This window comes from Microbacterium sp. ARD31, from assembly GCF_031844425.1.
Window position 1 is genome coordinate 164,701 of record NZ_JAUZVE010000008.1, and the last position, 15,445, is coordinate 180,145.

Genomic DNA, 15,445 nt, shown 5'->3' on the forward strand with positions numbered 1-15,445 from the left:
GCGGCGCCGCTGCGGCGAACCGTCCCGCGCAGGGCGACGTGGCGGCCGCTGCGCAGGGGGACGTGGACCGCGATCTCGTCGGTCACGGCGTCGAGTGCGATCGCCGGGAGGGCCTCGTCGATCACCGGCGCGTCGCGCAGCATCCGGTTGAAGTACGTGACCCAGACGGCGACGGTGCCGAACGCGATGGCTTCGTAGCTGGCGAGGTTGATGACGCCCGTGATCAGCGCGGTCATCCCGACCGCCAGCAGGACCACGCAGATGATCGTGAGTCCGCGGAAGCGGCGGGTCACCCCGCGCAGCCCGAACGCCGACGCGATCAGGGCGAGGAACGACAGGGCGAGGCCGGCCGCCGCGCGGTCGTGCATGACCTCGTCGATGGGGATGGGCACAATGCCTACGACGATCATGTGCGCGCCGGCGGAGATGAGCGACCAGCGGATTCCCCGCGAGGTGCGGCGCCCGACGGTCGCGGGCAGGTCGGCCCCGAGAAGGATGCCGTAGCACGACAGCAGCAGGCCCGCGACGATGACGGTGGAGTTGAAGGTGCGGGCCGAGAGGTCGCCGAACGTGCCCAGCCGCGAGAAGTGCAGCTGCCACCACAGCGGGTCGCTGGTGGTGATGATCGCCACGAGGACGCCCACGGCGAGGAAGGCCATCGCCACCTCGAAGGTGCGGTGCGACAGGGGCCGGTCGATCCAGCGCGACCCCGGCGCGGGCACGACGGGGTGCGCAACGACGGTCGCCACCGCGACCGGTGCGTACCCGGGTGCTGCACTGAGAGTCGTCGAAGTCATTCTGCCCACCGTGGGGGCCGTGGCTCATGTGCTCCGGGGTACGGCAAGACTCCCGAAGCAAGTGGCGCCGCTGGCCCGCTGGATCCCCCCTAGCATGACGGCACTCGCTTTTGACGAATGTTATCGTCGTCTGCCTCGGGCTTGCGTCTGTAGTCTCTCAGGAAAACGCGGCTAAACTGTAGCGTCGGCTCGGGACACCGCGTGGGATCTGCTCTACGCGGCTGCTTTTCTGTGAGTTCCAGGGGCCGATGGTGGGGGCGATCGCCCCGACGACCATCACATGAATGGCCCCGGCCGACGGATGTCCGGGTTGATCGAGCGTGCGCGTTCGACGCTGTTCTCGTGCAAGAGAACCCAGAAGGACACCACCGTGCCCAAGAACAAGAAGCCCGCCGGCGGCCGTGCCGCCAAGAACTTCGAGCCCCGCTACGGCGCCAAGACGTCGTTCCAGGATCGCAAGCGCCGTCCCGGAGAGGCGTCCGCCGGCAAACCCGGGAGCCGCAGCGCCGGTCACCGCGGACACCAGGCCGACGCCAAGGATGCCGCCCCCAAGCGCCGCTGGACCGCGCAGGAGCGCGCCGGCCGAGATGAGGCACGCGGCATTCGCACCCATGCCCGTGACGACCGTCCGGCGCGTCGCGACGACCGTCCGGTGCGGTCGGACCGTCCGGTTCGTTCGTTCGATGACCGCCCGCGTCGGGATGACCGTCCCGTGCGTTCGGACCGTCCGGTTCGTTCGTTCGACGACCGTCCTCGCCGCGACGAGCGTCCGGCCAGGTCGTTCGACGACCGTCCGCGTCGCGATGACCGGCCCGCCCGCGGATTCGATGACCGCCCGCGCCGGGATGACCGCCCCGTGCGTTCGGACCGTCCGGTTCGTTCGTTCGACGACCGCCCGCGTCGCGACGACCGGCCCGCCCGCGGATTCGATGACCGCCCGCGCCGGGATGACCGCCCCGCTCGTTCGGACCGTCCGGTTCGTTCGTTCGACGACCGTCCGCGTCGCGACGAGCGTCCGGCCAGGTCGTTCGACGACCGTCCGCGTCGCGATCAGAGCGCCGGACGTTCGGACTGGAAGGCGACACCCGCCCGCGACAAGGCGCACGAGGACCGCGTCGACGTGGTGCACGAGCGCCTGCAGGCACAGGCCATCCAGGCCGAAGAGGTCCCCGGTTCGTTCGACGAGCTCGGTCTCGGCCAGAACATCGTGCGCGTGCTCGCCGACCTCGGCGCGTCGACGCCCTTCCCGATCCAGGCGGCCACGGTCGCCCCGATCCTCGAAGGCCGCGACGTCCTCGCCCGCGGCCGCACCGGCTCGGGCAAGACGATCGCGTTCGGCGCCCCGCTGGTCGAGTCGATCCTGCGCTCGCAGGCCGGCAGCCGCCGGGAGTTCGGCCGGTCGCCCAAGGCCCTCATCCTCGCCCCGACGCGCGAGCTCGCGCTGCAGATCGACCGCACGATCCAGCCCATCGCGCGCAGTGTCGGCCTCTTCACGACCCAGATCTACGGCGGCGTTCCCCAGGGCCGCCAGGTGGGCGCGCTGAAGAAGGGCGTCGACATCATCATCGGCACGCCCGGCCGCATCGAAGACCTCGTGCAGCAGGGCAAGCTCGACCTGTCCGAGATCCGCATCGCGGTGCTCGACGAGGCCGACCACATGTGCGAGCTGGGCTTCCTCGAGCCGGTCCAGCGGATCCTCCGCCACACCAGCGACGGCAGCCAGAAGCTGCTCTTCTCGGCGACCCTGGATCGAGAGGTCGCAGCGCTCGTCGATGAGTTCCTCGTGAACCCCGCCGTCTACGAGGTCGCCGGCGAGGACCAGGACACCGGCACGATCGACCACCGCATCCTCGTCATCGATCACCGCGACAAGGCTGACATCCTCGGGTCGCTCGTCGACCGTGACGGCAAGACGCTCGTCTTCGCCCGCACCCGTGCGTACGCCGAGATGCTGTCGGAGCAGTTCGACGACGCAGGCATCCCCGCCCTCGCGCTGCACGGCGACCTCAACCAGGCCAAGCGCACCCGCAACCTCGAGAAGCTCACCTCGGGTCGTGTCCGGGTGCTCGTCGCCACCGACGTGGCCGCTCGCGGCATCCATGTCGACGACATCGACCTGGTCGTGCAGGCTGACCCGCCGGACGAGTACAAGACCTACCTGCACCGCTCCGGCCGCACCGGCCGCGCCGGCCGTTCGGGCACCGTCGTGACGCTCATCACACGTCAGCGCCGCCGCCGGATGACCGAGATGCTGGACCGCGCCGAGATCGAGGCGCCTTTCGACGAGGTCCGTCCCGGCGACGACCTCATCGAAGAGCTCAGCGGACGCCAGGTCGACCCGACGGTCTGATCGTGAGGGTCTACTCGCGCGGGGCGCCGTCCGAGTAGACCCTCACGCGGGAGCCGTCGAGGACGAACTGCAGCGACGTCCCCACCCGGAATCGGTCGCGCAGTTCGCTCGGCGTCGATCCGGTCACCGTGAGCGCGCCCGCGGCGGGGAACTCCCCGGCGGCGCAGCCGCCGGTGGACACGGTCCCCTGCGATGACGACGGCGCCAGCACATAGAGGCACGGGGCCGACTCGGTCGAGCCCCAGCCCGGCACCGAGACGACGATGAGCCCGGCGAAGTCGTCGAAGCGCTGAGCCCCCGGCGGCTTCTCGCCGAACAGGTCGTCCGGCCAGTCGTCGTCCTCGTTCACGCTGAGAAGCGCGACCTGCGGGGCGCCCGTGCTCGTGATCGCCAGCGTCACGCCCGAGGCGACCAGTGCCGTCGCGATGAGCGACACCGCCCACAACAGACCCAGCCGCTTGGCGGTGAGGGAGCGCACCCCGCGGCGTCGCGCCGAGCTCGCCGCGCCGGCGTGATCCGCGGGCTGGGACTCGGGGTTGCGGTCTGCGTTCGCGCTGCGTGTCGGGTCGGCTTCGTCCGCCGTCCCCCCGGTCTCGGGATCGGTGTCGGGATGGCGGGGCCCGACAGCGGCGATCTCGGAAACCGCGTGAACGGGAGTCGAGGACCGGGCGTCGGGCGACGTGGCGGTGTGACCCTCGCCGAGAAGCGGCGCGAAGGCGGCGAGCGGATCCTCGGGCGTGGCGGTCGGCGACGTCGCCGCCGTCGCTCCTGCAGCAGGCGGTGCGTCGGTCACCCGCGGGCGGGCCATGAGGCGCGCTTCGTCCTCGAGTTCGTGGAGGCGGGCGAGGGCGGCCTCGTCGTCATGGATGTCGGCGTTCGGCCCGTAGGCGCGGGCACGCAGCATCCTCAGTTCATCGACGCCGGAGTCTGCCACTCCGCCATCCTGACATCTCAGAACAGCGCGATCGCCGATTCGGATGCCGTTGCGCGGCCTCGCGACGTCGTGATCACGGGACCCGGCGACGACGCCCGCGCGGGGCCGCGAGGGTTCTCGTCCTCTTCGCGTCCGTCGAGGCGGTGCACGCGCAGGAGGGGTCTCACCCGCTTCGCCAGCCACGCGCGGTACGGCTTCGGCGCGTTGGCCGAGGCTCCCGGGTAGAGCCCGCGGTAGGCGGGGACGAGGTCGGGACGGTGCTGCTGAAGCCACGTGAAGTACCACTGCTTCGCACCCGGGCGCAGGTGCAGCGCTCCGTAGATGACGCGGACCGCCCCCGCCTCGCGGATGCGACCCAGCGCATGGTCGATCGCGGCGACCGAATCGGTCAGGTGCGGAAGGATCGGCATGAGGAACACCGTGACGCGGAAGCCCGCCTCGGTCGCCGCCCGCACCGTCTCGAGCCGTGCGGACGCGCTCGGCGTCCCGGGTTCGACGAGCTTCTGCAGCTCGTCGTCGAACACCGCGATCGACATCGCCAGCGAGACGGGCACGGATGCCGCGGCGTCGCGGAGCAGCGGCAGATCCCTTCGCAGCAGCGTGCCCTTGGTGAGGATCGAGAACGGCGTCCCCGATTCGGTGAGCGCGCCCACGATGCCCGGCATGAGCCGGTACCGTCCTTCGGCCCGCTGGTACGGGTCGGTGTTGGTGCCGAGCGCGACGGACTCGTGCTGCCACGCGCCGCGGGCCAGTTCTCTGCGGAGCACCTCTTCGACGTTGATCTTCACGATCACCTGGGTGTCGAAGTCACGACCGGCGTTGAGCTCGAGGTACTCGTGCGTTCCCCGAGCGAAGCAGTAACTGCAGGCATGACTGCATCCCCGGTACGGGTTGACGGTCCAGTTGAAGGGCATCGCCGACGACGACGGCACGTGGTTGAGTGCGGACTTGCAGAGCACCTCGTGGAACGTGACGTCTGCGAAGTCGGGGGTGGTGACCGATCGCACCAGAGAGTTGAGCTTTTCGAGGCCCGGCAACGCCGCGGCATCCGTCTGCCCCAACTGCTGTCCCTGCCACCGCATGTCCTCAGTCGAACATATGAACGAATCGGAGTCAAGAACGGCGCCGACGTGATCGAAACCCGCGGGCCGGGCGCGGCATCCGTGTTGTCGTCCTCCGCTCGCGGCCTCCGCGGGAGGAGCCGTGGCCGTGGGGAGGACGGGAAAGGCGTGAATGCTCCTCCGGTGGGCCGATCGTCCTCCGCTCGTCGCGACTCGCGCGGGGCGGGCGGCCACCGTGACCGAGCGACGAGGTCCAGTGAAACTGCGTACCATGGGAAGTGGGATCTGATGCCAGCGGCCGGGGATCTGCGACGGCTCGACGACGAGAGGAACACGCGAATGGAACGCGACATCTACGACGAGGACCACGAGGCGTTCCGAGACGTCGTGAAGGAGTTCTGCAAGCGCTACGTCACGAACGAGAAGCGCGAGCAGTGGGATGCGGCCGGCGAGATCGACCGGCAGACGATGCGTGCCGCGGGGGACGCCGGCATCATCGGCCTCTCGGTCCCCGAGGAGTTCGGCGGTGCGGGGATGCTGCAGGACTACCGCTTCCGCACCGTTGTCATGGAAGAGGTCATCGCCGCCGGCGCCGGGTCGCTCGCCGGGGCGTTCGGCATCCAGGACGACCTCGCCGTGCCCTACATCGTGCACATGGGCACTCAGGAGCAGAAGCAGAAGTGGCTGCCCGGCATGGCCACCGGCGAGATCCTCGGAGCGTTGGCGATGACCGAGCCCGGTGCCGGCAGCGACCTGCGAGGCATCAAGACGACCGCGAAGAAGGTCGACGGCGGGTACATCGTCAACGGCGCGAAGACCTTTATCTCGTCGGGCAAGACCGCCGACATGGTCGTGACGTTCGTCAAGACCGGCGACGGGAACCGTCCCGACGCGTTCAGCCTGCTGATCCTCGAGAGCGGCATGGCGGGCTTCGACCACGGCAAGAAGCTGCACAAGATGGGCTTCCAGGGTCACGACACCGCCGAGCTGTCCTTCAGCGACGTGTTCGTGCCCGAGGCCAACCTGATCAGCGGAAAAGAGGGCATGGGCTTCGTCCAGCTCATGATGAACCTGCCGCTCGAGCGCCTCTCGATCGGTGTCGCCGGTGCCGCGGCCGCTCAGGCCGCCCTCGACTGGACGATCGCCTACACGAAGGACCGCGAGGCCTTCGGTCAGCGGATCATCGACTTCCAGAACACCCGGTTCCAGCTCGCGGACGTCGCCGCGACCGTCGACGCGCTGTGGGCGTACACCGACCGCGCGCTCCTGGCCTACAAGGACGGCAAGCTCTCGGCCGAGGAGGCCGCGAAGGTGAAGTTCTGGGCGACCGAGCGCGAGTGGGAGATCCTCGACACCTGCGTGCAGCTGCACGGCGGCTACGGCTACATCACCGAGTATCCGATCGCCCGCGCGTTCCTCGACGCACGTGTGCACCGCATCTACGGCGGCACCAACGAGATCATGCGCGAGATCGTCGGTCGTCAGCTCGCCGGGAAGAAGTAGCGGTCAGGCCGCTCCCCACGGGAAGAGCACCCAGAAGATCGCCCCGGATGCCGCGACGAAGGCCGCGGTGAACACCCCGTCCCGGATACGCCACGGCACGAGGTGCCTCTCGGTGCGGTCGGGGTGCGCTCCGAAGGCGCGCGCGTCCATCGCGAGGGCGACCCGCTCGGCGTGACGGATCGCACCGGCCAGCAGCGGTACGAGATATCCCGACCAGCGTGCGGCCGCGGCGAGGGTTCCGCGGCCGCCGTGGGCGCCCCGGACGCGGTGGGCGTGACGGATGACCTCGAGTTCGTGTCCGAAACGCGGGACGAAACGGAAGGCGGCGAGAGCGGTGTAGCCGATGCGGTAGGGCACACGCAGCTGCTGGACCGCCGCCCGGACGAGGTCGGGTCCGGTCGTGGACAGTCCGGCGATGAGTGCGAGGGCGATGATCGCGGCGATCCGCAGGCCGGTGGCGAAGCCGACCAGCAGCGCACCGCCGTAGAGCGTCCATGACCCGACGCGCCACACCACGAGGGACTGGTCGACGCCACTCGGGTCGATCCACAGCGAGAACCCGAATCCGATCGAGACCGCGGCGGCGGGGACCAGTGCCAGCAGCACGACCAGCAGTCGCGGGGTGATGCTCACCCCGACCAGGAGCACCGCGTACGTCAGCGCCAGGAACGCCGCCGGTGTGGCGAGATCGCGCACGAACGCCAGCAGCACCATCGCGGGGAGCGGGGCCAGCAGCTTCGCGAGCGGATTGAGCCCGTAAAGGAACCGCAGCGGTGACGCGCGGACGCGTTCGGCGTACGGGTCCATTCGCGAGCGCGCGCCCTGCGACGTCAGCACCGGTCCGGTGGCGGTCACCGCGGCACCGCCGCGGTCGGCCCGTCCGGCAGATCGGCGATCCGTGCCACTTCCGCCAGGGCGGGGTGCGATGACAGATCGCGCAGCGCGCGGCGCAGCGGAGGGGGAAGCAGTCCCGATCGCTCGATGAGGTCGTCGTCGGCGAACACCACGTCGGTGTCGCCCGCGCGCAGGATGCGGCCCCCGGCCAGGACGACGGTGCGGTCGGCATGGTCGGTGACCAGCTGCATGTCGTGGGTGACCACGAGCACCGTGGTGCCCTCGTCGTGCAGCTCGCGCAGGAGCGCCAGCAGTTCGTCGGCCCGCGAGCGGTCCTGGCCGAACGTCGGCTCGTCCAGTGCGAGCACCGGGGCTCCGGTGATGAGCGCGGTCCCCACCGACAGCCGTCGCTTCTGTCCTCCCGACAGCTGGAACGGATGGACGTCGCGGTAGTCGGCCAGCCCGAACCGGTCGAGCATCGCCAGAGTGCGCGAGCGGACGTCGTGCTCCGGCATCCGACGCACGCGAAGCCCGTGCGCGAGCTCGTCGAAGGCCGTGTGCGCGATGAACTGATGCTCGGGGTTCTGGAAGACGAAGCCGATGCGATCCGACAGTCGGCGCGCATCCGTGCGGGCGACATCGCGACCGGCGACGCGAACGGTGCCGCGCGGGGGCCGGATGACCCCGGCGATCGCCTGCAGCAGCGTCGTCTTGCCGGCGCCGTTGGCTCCGACGATCGCGGTGAACTCGCCGGCGCGGACCTCCAGGTCGACGTCGTGCAGCACGGTGGTGCGTCCGCGGCGCACCGTGAGGCCGCTCACGCTGACGATCGCGGCGGCGGCGGCGGGGGCGGGGGCGGCGGCGGCGGCGGTGGCGGGCGTCGCGGCGGCGGGGTCGGGGGCGGAGGCGGGCGTCGCGGCATTCCTCGTCGGCGGCCCGGCGGCGGGTGCCCGTGGGGCGGTGCGGGCTGGTTGACCGTCGAGCGCTGCGCGCAGCTCGGCCGGGCTCAGCGGCAGCGGCTCCATCGTGTAGCCCGCACGTCGCAGCCGAAGCGCCGCCAGCGTCGACACCGGCAGCCACACTCCGAGGGAGTCGAGCTCTTCGGCACGTCCGCGCAGCACATCGCCCACTGCGCCGTCGGCGATCATCCGGCCGGCGTGGTCGAGCACGACGACGCGATCGACCAGCTCGATGGCCTGGTCGAGGTTGTGCTCGACCAGCAGGATGCCGCGCCCGCCGTCCGCGACGAGGTCGGCGAGCGCGCGGTAGACGTCGGCGATACCGCGCGGGTCGAGGTTCGCCGTGGGCTCGTCGAGCACGAGCAGCGGTGAGCCCATCGCCAGCGCGCAGGCGATGGCCAGGCGCTGCCGACCGCCGCCCGACAGTCGGTCGGGGTTCTCGCGCCGGCGATCCCACAGCCCCACACGTCGAAGCGTTGACTCCGCCCGCTCGAGCACGTCGCCCACCGGCATCCGTAGATTCTCGGGCCCGAAGGCGACCTCGTCGAGCAGGGTTCCGGTGACCAGCTGCGCGTCCGGGTCCTGGAACACCATGCCGACGTGCGTGCTGAGCTCCGCGACGGTGGTCCGGGCGGTGTCGAGTCCTTCCACGCGGATGGTGCCGGTCACGCGGGCGGGCACCGCGTGCGGCACCAGGCCGTTCATCGCGAGCGTGAGGGTGGATTTGCCCGAACCGCTCGGGCCGAGCAGCAGGACCACCTCACCGCGGGCGATGTCGAAGGATGCCGCAGCCGGCGCCGGAGCACCCGCGCCGTCGTAGGTGATCGACACGTCTCGCACGCTCAGCAGCGCGGCGGTGTCGGTCACGCGCTCCACGCTAGCCCGTCGGCGGAACGCGGAGTCAGACGCGGCGGCGGGGCACTCCCGCGCGGCGCAGGGCTGCGCCGACGCCGAGGCCCACCGCCGTCCACGCGACGGGGCCGACGACGAAGAGCGCGACGTAGACGGCCTGGCCCCAGAAAGGGAAGCGCGCGACGTCGGCGGCGAACCAGATGGCGACGGCGATGACCGCCCCGACGATGGCGGCCGAGACGAAGAAGCGCCACGGCTCCCATCGTCGGTAGCGCGCGAGCGCCGCGATGCCCTCCTGCAGGGCGCCGATCAGCAGCGCCGTGCCGACGTAGCGACCGATCCACAGGGGGACGACGGCACTGGCGACGAGGGCCGCGACCAGGTGCGTCACGAGCGCGACCCACGGGGCCCGCAGCAGTTCCTGCGCGATGACTCCCGGCAGCACGTGAATGCCGAGAACGAGGCCGTAGACGATCGGCACCGCGGCTGAGATCGGACCGCTGATCGCGCCCGCCGCTGCCTGCAGAATCCCCGTCGCGACCCCGATGGCCGCGCACGTGAGCAGAATGCTCGTTGACAGTCGGGATGGGTGGCCCACCCGCTCAATGCTACCGGCGGCTCTCATACGATTCTCACAAATCGGCCGTTCACTGAATGGACCCTGTGAGTTACGTTTGCATTCGTTGCGCGCCGAAGACGCCGCGCAACATCTCTCAGAACACCACCCTTGGGGGGCCACAAATGGGTCGATCCTCCGTCAGGGCAGCTGCGGTCGTCACACTCGCCGCACTGTTCACCGGAACAGCCACAGCAAGCTTCGGCGCGAGTTCCGAGGAGGTGAACAGACCCATTCCGATCGATGCGCCCGACGGCCACTACATCGTGCTGCTGAAGGACGCGCCGCTGGCGACGTACGAAGGCGGCACGCCCGGCATCGCGCCCACCAAGCCCGCCAAGGGCACGCAGCTGGATGCCGCGACGCCCAACTCGCAGAAGTACGTCGCGCACCTCAAGAACGAGCAGCGCAAGCTCGCCGAGAGCGTGGGCGTCGAGGCCGCCGCCAGCTACCAGATCACCCTCAACGGCTTCACCGCCGACCTGACCGGCGACGAGGTCGCCGAGCTGCGCGGCAGCAAGGACGTCCTCGGCGTGTACGCCGACGAGATCCGGCACCCGCAGGCGATCCCCTCGACCGAGTTCCTCGGTCTCGGCTCGTTCCCCGACGGCAGCGGCGGGGTCTGGGACGAGGTCGGCGGAGTGGAGTCCTCGGGCGACGGCGTCGTGGTGGGTGTCGTCGACACCGGCATCGCGGCCGACAACCCCTCGTTCGCGGGCGAGAAGCTCCTCGGAAAGCCGGGCGCGAAGCCCTACATCGACGGCAACCACGTGCTGTTCCGCAAGTCCGACGGCAACATCTTCCGCTCCAAGCGGGTCGCCGGCGAGGGCTGGAGCAAGCAGGACTACAACACCAAGCTGATCGGTGCGCAGTACTTCTCGTCGGGTGCGGCCGCCGCCGGCTTCGACTTCGGCGCCGACTACCTCTCGCCGCTCGACGGCGACGGCCACGGCTCGCACACCGCGGGCACCGCGGCGGGCAACTTCGGCGTCGAGACCGAGGTCGCCGGTATCGACTTCGGTCAGATCTCGGGTGTCGCCCCGGCCGCGAAGGTCGCCTCGTACAAGGCGTGCTGGGTCGGTCCCGACGTCCTGAGCACCGCCGATGACATCTGCGCGCTGAGCGACCTGCTCGGCGCCATCGACCAGGCCGTCGCCGACGGCGTGGACGTCATCAACTACTCCATCGGCGGCGGCTCGGCCACGAGCGTGCTGCAGCCGGACGACATCTCGTTCTTCAACGCGGCAGCCGCAGGCGTGTTCGTCTCGGTCAGCGCCGGCAACTCCGGTCCCGACGCATCGACGGCCGACCACGCTTCGCCGTGGTACATGACGGTCGCCGCCTCGACGATCCCCACCTATGAGGGCACCGTCGAGCTGCCGAACGGCTTCCAGGCCGCCGGCGCCTCGGTCACCGTGCCGTTCGGCGAGTCGATCACCGACGACGTCGTGTACTCGGGTGATGTCGCGGCAGCCGGCGCGACCGCTGCCGACGCCGAGCTGTGCCTCCTCGGCACGCTGGACGCGGCCAAGGTAGACGGCAAGATCGTCGTCTGCGACCGCGGTGTCAACGCGCGCGTCGAGAAGTCGCAGGAGGTCGCCGAGAAGGGCGGCGTCGGCATGATCCTCGTGAACGTCACGCCGGGCTCGCTCGACAACGACTTCCACTCGGTGCCGACGGTCCACATCGACCACACCCACCGTGACGCTCTGCTGGACTACGTGCAGAACACCGAGAACCCGACGGCCACGCTGGTCGGCGAGAACACCACCGGTGTCGAGACCCCGACCCCCCAGGTCGCCGGCTTCTCGAGCCGTGGCCCGATGCTCGCCGACGGCAGCGACGTGATCAAGCCGGACGTGACCGCGCCCGGTGTGGCGATCCTCGCCGCCGAGCACAACGCCCCCGACGCCGAGCCCGCCTTCGGGTTCAAGTCGGGTACGTCGATGTCGTCGCCGCACGTGGCGGGCCTCGGGGCCCTCTACCTCGGCGAGAACCCGACGGCCACGCCCGCCGAGGTGAAGTCGGCGCTCATGACGACCGCGTACAACTCGGTCAACGCCGACGGTTCGGAGAACACCGACCCGTTCGCACAGGGAGCAGGACACGTCGACCCGACGAAGTACTTCGAGCCGGGTCTGCTGTACCTGAACGACGCGCGGGACTGGGCGTCGTACCTCCAGGGTCTCGAGCTGTTCGACTTCGGGGTGGAGCCCACTGACGCGAGCGACCTCAACCTCGCCTCCATGGGCATCGGCGCGCTCTCGGGCCCGCAGACGATCACCCGCTCGGTGACGTCGACCCAGGCCGGCACGTTCACCGCCTCGGTCGACCTTCCCGGTATCGACGCCGTGGTGGAGCCCAGCTCGCTGAGCTTCGACGAGGCGGGTCAGACGAAGGAGTTCACCGTGACGTTCACGAACGCCGGTGCCGACGTCGAGGCCTGGACGACCGGCTTCCTCACGTGGGCCTCGGGTGCCACAGAGGTGCGCTCGCCGATCGCGATCTTCCCCGTCACCGCCGACGCTCCGGCGTCGGTCGAGGGCAGCGGCGCCGAAGGCTCCGTCGAGGTCGAGATCACGCCCGGTGTGACCGGCGACCTGCCCCTGAACCTCGCGGGCCTCACGCCCGAGGAGCTTCTGGTGGCCGGCGACGAGACCACCGGCGCAGCGGACGACGGCTACAGCTACTACGTGGTCGAGGTCGAAGAGGGCGCCGAGCTGGCGAAGTTCGCGATCGACTCCTCGGACGACACCGGGTCCGACATGGACCTGTTCGTCTACCGCGTGGTCGGCCCCACCGACTGGCGCTACTACGAGTCGTGGACCTCGGCGACGGCTTCCGCCGACGAGGCCGTGACCCTCACGGCGCCCACGAAGGGCACCTACCTGGTCGAGGCGCACGTGTACTCGTACAGCGCTCCGTTCACGTGGGACCTCACCTCCGCCGTCGTCAGCGGCGAGGGTGTGGGCGATTTCACCGCCACGCCGAACCCGCTCCCGGCCGAGGAGGGCGTCCCCACGTCCTACGAGCTGTCGTGGTCGGGTCTGACCTCCGGTGACTACCTGGGCGTCGTGCGCTACGGCGACTCGCAGGTGCGCACCGTGGTCTCGGTCGACGTTCCGTAACCACCGCACGCAGAGAGGGCGCTCGGGCTTCGGCCCGGGCGCCCTCTTCGCGTGGCGGAGCGGCTGCTCAGAGCCTGCGGCGACGCCGCGTCAGCCGCACGTTCGGCAGCGGCGGTGCCGGGATCCGCTCGTCGCCGTGATCGACGACCTGCCCGAAGCGATCGGATGCCGCCTCCCACGCCTCGCGCGCGGTGACGATCTCTTCGTGGCTGCGCGCGACGAAGTTCCACCACATGACGATCTCCTCGTCGAAGGGCTCGCCGCCGAGGAGGAACAGCGTCGCACCGGCGGAGCTCGCCAGCACGACCTCGTCGCGTCTGGTGCCCAGATACAGCAGATGCGTGACGTCCAGTTCGACGTCGCCCCCCGTGGCGGCGTCGACCAGCCGGGCGTCGCCGGAGATCGGCAGGACCGCGTACTCCCAGGCGGCGGTGAGTGGAACCCGCACGCGGGCGCCGGGTTCGAGGTGGATCTCGGCCCCGACGATGGGCGTGTGCATCGTGGCCGGTGACGCGACGCCGGCGAAATCGCCGACGACGACGGTGGCGTGCCCGTCCGCTCCCTCGAGCGCGCCGAGCGCGACCACCGGCAGATCTTCGTGCCGTTCGAACTCGGGTCCGCCGTGACGGCGGCCCTCGGGCAGCGCCACCCACAGCTGCAGCGCGTCCAGCGGCACGGCGCCCTCGCCCACCGAGTACTCGGAGTGGGCGATGCCGGCGCCGCTGGTCATGAGGTTCAGCACGCCTCGTCGCACGAGGACGTCGCTTCCGACCGTGTCGCGGTGGCGCACCTCGCCCTCGAACGGCCAGGTGACCGTCTGCAAACCGATGTGCGGGTGCGGCTCCACGCGCATGCGCGTCACCTGAGGGCCGAACCGGTCGAGGAAGCACCACGCCCCGACGAGCGGGAGGTCGCGCTGGGGGAGGGCGCGGCGCACCGACATCGCTCGGACGCCGCCCAGGGGCACCTCGCGCGCCTCGAGCTGGACGACGCGGGGGCCGTCGCACTCGGCCGAGGACTCCGTGGCTACCGCGTCGTCCGCGTCGAGCCGGGTCATTCCGGGTGGGGCTGGTCGGGCCAGTCGACGTCGAGTCCGTCGACCGGGTTCTCACGCAGATAGCGCGACACGAACGGGCAGTGCGGCACCACGGTGTCGCCGCGCTGGGCCGCCTCGGCCATCGCCTGTGCGACGAGTTCGGTCGCGAGGCCGCGCCCCTTGAAGGCGGGATCCACCTCGGTGTGAGGGAACAGCACACGCCCTCGGGAGTCGGTGCGGAACGAGGTGAAGCCGGCGAGGACGTCGCCGACGTGGATCTCGTAACGGCGCTGAGTCTCGTCTCGGGTGACGGTGATCTGATCGGCGGAGTGTGGCATCGGCATCCCTTCGTCGTGGACTTCAACGTACGGGGGCGGTCCGCATTCCGCCACCGCCGCCGAGGCCCTGGTGCGGGGCTCGCAGCGGGTCTATTCTCAGCACAGATCGTGGCTCTGGGGGCCGCGCGCGATGGTTCGAAGGAGAATCATGAAGCGACGCATCATCACACTCGCCACGGCTGCGGCCCTGGCGCTGGCAGCGCTCTTGGGCGGGGCGCCCGCGGCGACGGCCGAGGGACATCTCGGGGAGACCTACGTCGCCCTCGGCGACTCCGAGGCCGCCGGCACCGGGAACCTGCCGTACCTCGATCTGGAGTGCCTGCGCTCGGCGCGGGCCTACCCCGAGATCCTCGGAGCGGGGTTCGGCGGCGCCGCGTCGAGCGCGTGCGCCGGGGCGACGACCGACCACGTCCTCTACGGGCAGCTCGGCGACCTGGGTCCGGCGACGCAGCTGGTCACCCTCACGGCCGGTATCAACAACGCCGACTGGCAGGCCGTGCTCGCCGCCTGCAGCAGCCTGGGCACACCGGTGTCATGCCAGACGGAGTACGGAGAGGCGGCTCTCGCCCTTGCTGATCTGCCGCAGCGCATCGCACAGCTCGTCGGAGCCATCCGCACGTACGCCCCGAACGCCTACATCTCCGTCACCGGATACCCGCTGCTGTTCGGCGACGTCACCGGGACCTGCAGCGTCGGAGCCTTCCAGCGCACGCCTGTCAAGGTCAGTGCGCAGCAGGCGATGCTCGCCAACACCGGTGTGACGAATGTCAACGCGGCCATCGAGGGCGGCGTCGACCTCTACCAGTTCCTGACCTCCGACCCCGGCGTGGGCTACGTCGACGTGACCGCGGCCTTCGACGGGCACGGACTGTGCGACACCGGCGACCGGTGGATCAGCGGACTCGTGTCGGGGCAGGCGACGTTCGATCGCAGCTTCCACCCCAACGCCGCCGGCCAGCAGGCCTACGCGGGGGTGATCGCGGCAGCGCTCCCCTGGTAGAGCAACGGGATGCGGCGACCGCCGGCGCACCGGATCG

The 15,445-nt window shown here is 70.5% G+C and carries 11 protein-coding genes and 1 pseudogene; 4 read left to right on the forward strand and 8 right to left on the reverse strand.

Going from position 1 to position 15,445, the window contains the following annotated elements; genetic code table 11:
* Positions 1-167 precede the first annotated feature (167 nt).
* Positions 168-797, reverse strand: a pseudogene (locus Q9S36_RS51650) (hypothetical protein); the annotation flags it as partial.
* A gap of 370 nt (positions 798-1,167) precedes the next feature.
* Here Q9S36_RS51650 and Q9S36_RS21140 point away from each other — a divergent pair.
* Positions 1,168-3,147, forward strand: a complete 1,980-nt coding sequence (locus tag Q9S36_RS21140; RefSeq protein ID WP_311286822.1) for a DEAD/DEAH box helicase — start codon at positions 1,168-1,170, stop codon at positions 3,145-3,147.
* A gap of 10 nt (positions 3,148-3,157) precedes the next feature.
* On the opposite strand, the gene Q9S36_RS21145 is transcribed toward Q9S36_RS21140, so the two are convergent.
* Positions 3,158-4,081: a hypothetical protein gene (locus Q9S36_RS21145; protein WP_311286823.1), complete on the reverse strand. Its 924-nt coding sequence runs from the start codon at positions 4,079-4,081 to the stop codon at positions 3,158-3,160.
* A 17-nt stretch (positions 4,082-4,098) separates the two neighbouring features.
* On the reverse strand, positions 4,099-5,163 hold the full coding sequence (locus Q9S36_RS21150; RefSeq protein WP_311286824.1) for an Rv2578c family radical SAM protein: 1,065 nt from the start codon (positions 5,161-5,163) through the stop codon (positions 4,099-4,101).
* 318 nt (positions 5,164-5,481) lie between these two features.
* Between Q9S36_RS21150 and Q9S36_RS21155 the strand changes: the two genes are divergently transcribed.
* Entirely contained in the window at positions 5,482-6,645 is a 1,164-nt protein-coding gene (locus Q9S36_RS21155) for an acyl-CoA dehydrogenase family protein (RefSeq protein ID WP_311286825.1), read from the forward strand.
* Positions 6,646-6,648: 3 nt separating this feature from the next.
* On the opposite strand, the gene Q9S36_RS21160 is transcribed toward Q9S36_RS21155, so the two are convergent.
* The 3 genes from Q9S36_RS21160 to Q9S36_RS21170 are packed head-to-tail and all read right to left on the reverse strand — an operon-like array spanning position 6,649 to position 9,888.
* Positions 6,649-7,452 carry an energy-coupling factor transporter transmembrane component T gene (locus Q9S36_RS21160; RefSeq protein WP_311286873.1) on the reverse strand — a complete coding sequence of 268 codons (804 nt, stop codon included), beginning with the start codon at positions 7,450-7,452 and terminating at the stop codon, positions 6,649-6,651.
* Positions 7,453-7,496: 44 nt separating this feature from the next.
* Positions 7,497-9,305, reverse strand: coding sequence for an energy-coupling factor transporter ATPase (locus tag Q9S36_RS21165; RefSeq protein ID WP_311286826.1), 1,809 nt, complete (start codon positions 9,303-9,305; stop codon positions 7,497-7,499).
* A gap of 34 nt (positions 9,306-9,339) precedes the next feature.
* Complete coding sequence (locus tag Q9S36_RS21170) at positions 9,340-9,888, reverse strand: ECF transporter S component (RefSeq protein ID WP_311286827.1); 549 nt, start codon at positions 9,886-9,888, stop codon at positions 9,340-9,342.
* Between the two features lie 239 nt (positions 9,889-10,127).
* Between Q9S36_RS21170 and Q9S36_RS21175 the strand changes: the two genes are divergently transcribed.
* Positions 10,128-13,034: a S8 family serine peptidase gene (locus Q9S36_RS21175; RefSeq protein ID WP_311286828.1), complete on the forward strand. Its 2,907-nt coding sequence runs from the start codon at positions 10,128-10,130 to the stop codon at positions 13,032-13,034.
* 67 nt (positions 13,035-13,101) lie between these two features.
* Here the strand turns inward: Q9S36_RS21175 and Q9S36_RS21180 are convergent, their stop codons facing one another.
* Positions 13,102-14,091: a pirin family protein gene (locus Q9S36_RS21180; RefSeq protein WP_311286829.1), complete on the reverse strand. Its 990-nt coding sequence runs from the start codon at positions 14,089-14,091 to the stop codon at positions 13,102-13,104.
* Positions 14,088-14,408 carry a GNAT family N-acetyltransferase gene (locus Q9S36_RS21185; protein ID WP_311286830.1) on the reverse strand — a complete coding sequence of 107 codons (321 nt, stop codon included), beginning with the start codon at positions 14,406-14,408 and terminating at the stop codon, positions 14,088-14,090. The genes Q9S36_RS21180 and Q9S36_RS21185 overlap by 4 nt, the downstream gene beginning before the upstream one ends.
* Positions 14,409-14,556: 148 nt before the next feature.
* Between Q9S36_RS21185 and Q9S36_RS21190 the strand changes: the two genes are divergently transcribed.
* Positions 14,557-15,408: an SGNH/GDSL hydrolase family protein gene (locus Q9S36_RS21190; RefSeq protein ID WP_311286831.1), complete on the forward strand. Its 852-nt coding sequence runs from the start codon at positions 14,557-14,559 to the stop codon at positions 15,406-15,408.
* The last annotated feature ends 37 nt before the right edge of the window (positions 15,409-15,445 follow it).